This window comes from Streptomyces niveiscabiei, from assembly GCF_001419795.1.
Lineage (GTDB): Bacteria > Actinomycetota > Actinomycetes > Streptomycetales > Streptomycetaceae > Streptomyces > Streptomyces niveiscabiei.
Genome location: NZ_LIRL01000737.1, coordinates 1 through 2,178, shown reverse-complemented (window position 1 = coordinate 2,178; position 2,178 = coordinate 1). Strand labels below are relative to the sequence as shown.

The 2,178-nt window shown below is 72.6% G+C and carries 2 protein-coding genes; one reads left to right on the top strand and one right to left on the bottom strand.

All coding sequences use genetic code 11. The features are described 5' to 3' along the window. Positions 1-810: acyl carrier protein (locus tag AOK24_RS32260; RefSeq protein ID WP_240554234.1), on the top strand; the 810-nt coding region annotated here is incomplete at its 5' end. 76 nt (positions 811-886) lie between these two features. On the opposite strand, the gene AOK24_RS32255 is transcribed toward AOK24_RS32260, so the two are convergent. Next, the coding region (locus AOK24_RS32255) for a PfaD family polyunsaturated fatty acid/polyketide biosynthesis protein (protein ID WP_159052051.1) at positions 887-2,178 on the bottom strand (1,292 nt) is incomplete at its 5' end.

Below are 2,178 nucleotides of genomic sequence, written 5' to 3'. Positions count from 1 at the left end.
CTGCTGTCGTGGGGGGTCGTTCCGGGGGGCCTCGCCGGTACGGGTACGGGGCTGGCCGTGGCCGCCGCCGTGAGCGGGGCGCTGGTGCTGCCGGACGCGTTGGCCCTGGCCGTGGGGAGTGCACCGCTGCGGGTTTCGGCGCCGTCTCTGCCGGTGCTGTCGGCGGTCACGGGGGCGCGGCTGACGCAGGACCCGGCCGACTGGACGAGCGGAGGGCCGGTCGCCGACGGGGCGGGCTGGGTACGAATCTCCGCCACCGGATACGCCGAACTCCTCGGTCTTGCCGGGGGGTTGTGGGTGCGGGGAGGTCAACTCGACTTCGCCACCCTGCATGAGGGCCGGGACATCCGCCGAGTTCCGTTGCCCACGCACCGGTTCGAGCGACGCCGCCACTGGGTGGAACCGGGTGCACAGACCAGCCAGCCCGCCTCCCCCGAGCGAGACCGGCTCCTGGCCCGCTTCGCCGCGAACGACCCCGCCCACAACGTCGGACTCGTCACGGACTTCGTGACCGACGAGGTGGGGAAGGTCCTCGGCGGACGTCATCTCGCCGCCCTCGACACGAACCTGTTCGACCTCGGACTCGACTCGCTGGTGCTCATCGAAGTCGTGGCGAAACTCGGCGAGGAACTGGACTTCGAGGTACCGGCGACAGCGTTCGTGGAGTTCCCGACGATCCGCTCCTTCGTGGACAACCTGGCGGAGCTGATGTGCCTGACGGAACCCGGAGGCGCGGCACCGGCCGCCGCCGCGGGGCGTACGTCACGACGGGCTCAGCGGGCGGAGGCGCGGCGGGCGGGGCAGGGCTGAGCCGTCTGACGCCTTGCGCGGATGACGTGAGGGGCGGGAATCCCGGACTGGGATTCCCGCCCCTCTGGTCGTCCGCCTAGTTCTTGAACGCCCCGCAGCGCTCCTCGATCAGCTGGGCCGTCGCTGCCATCAGGCGGTCGGCGACGGTGTCGACGTTGCGGTCCTGCCAGGGTTCGAGGCTGGTGCCCTTCACCCATTGGTTGAAGGCGCCCAGTGCCGGACCGGAGTGTACGAGGTAGTCGACTCGCCGTCCGGGGACGCCTGTTCGGGCGAGGGTGAAGCCCTCGTCCAGGTAGGAGCGGAAGGCCAGGGCCAACTTGCGTTTGGCGTCCGGTTCCTGGCCGCCGGGGTGGGCCGCGCGCCACGCGTCCTCGAAGGGGCGGCGCAGGTAGGTGTCCTCGATCTGGCGGCGCGTGTCGGTGTCGATGTCCTCGAACGAGGCGTGGGTGCGCCAGAGTTGGTAGAGGCGGTCGGCGCGGGCCGGGAGGAAGACGCCGCGTTTGACGGCCCGTGCGCGGACGCCGAGTTCGAACATCTCGGCCCAGGGGGCGGGTTCGGTGTCCTGGACGTCCAGGGCCTGGAGCAGGTCCTTGACTTCGGGGCTGGTCGCCGCCTCCACCGTGCACTGGTTCACGGACCCGGTGACGAGGAACTCGGCGCCGAGCACGAGGGCCGCCGTCGCCGCTTCCGGCGTGCCGATCCCGCCGGCCGCACCGACGTGCACGCGGTCCCGGCCGGTGGCGAGGGCGTCACGCAGGCGGACGACGGTCGGCAGCAGCGTGGCCAGGTCCACCGGCTCGCTCACCCAACCGCCGCCGGCCTCGACGCACAGGTCGTCCGCCATGGGCCGGTCGCCCGCCCTCGCCGCCTCCTCCTGGCTCACCTCGCCCAGCTCGACGAGACCGCGTACGACGTCGGCGGGCGCCGGGCGGAGGAACGCCTCCGCGGTGTCCGTGCGGGAGACCTTGGCGATGATCCGGCCGCCCTTGAGGCGGTACTTGACCAGCGCCGGGGTGATCCGCAGGAACCCGGACGCCTCGACCGTACGGACCCCGAGCCGCAGCAACAGGTCGACGAGCGCGCGCTCCTCGTCGGGGGCGGCGTGGCGGTGCAGGATGCTCGCACCGAAGGGTCCGTCGGGTCCCAACGCGGCCTGGACGCCCCGGACTTGCTCCTCGACCTCCGCGAGGGGCAGTCCGCCGGTGCCGAGGAACCCCATCGCGCCGCCCTTGGCGAGCCGGACGACGAGGGCTTCGGAGGAGATGCCGCCGTACATGCCGCCCGCGAGGTAGGCGAGGCGGAGGCCGTAGCGGGTGCGGAAGGTGTCGGCGCCGAGGTCTTCGGGGGCGAGGGGGCGGCATGTACGGC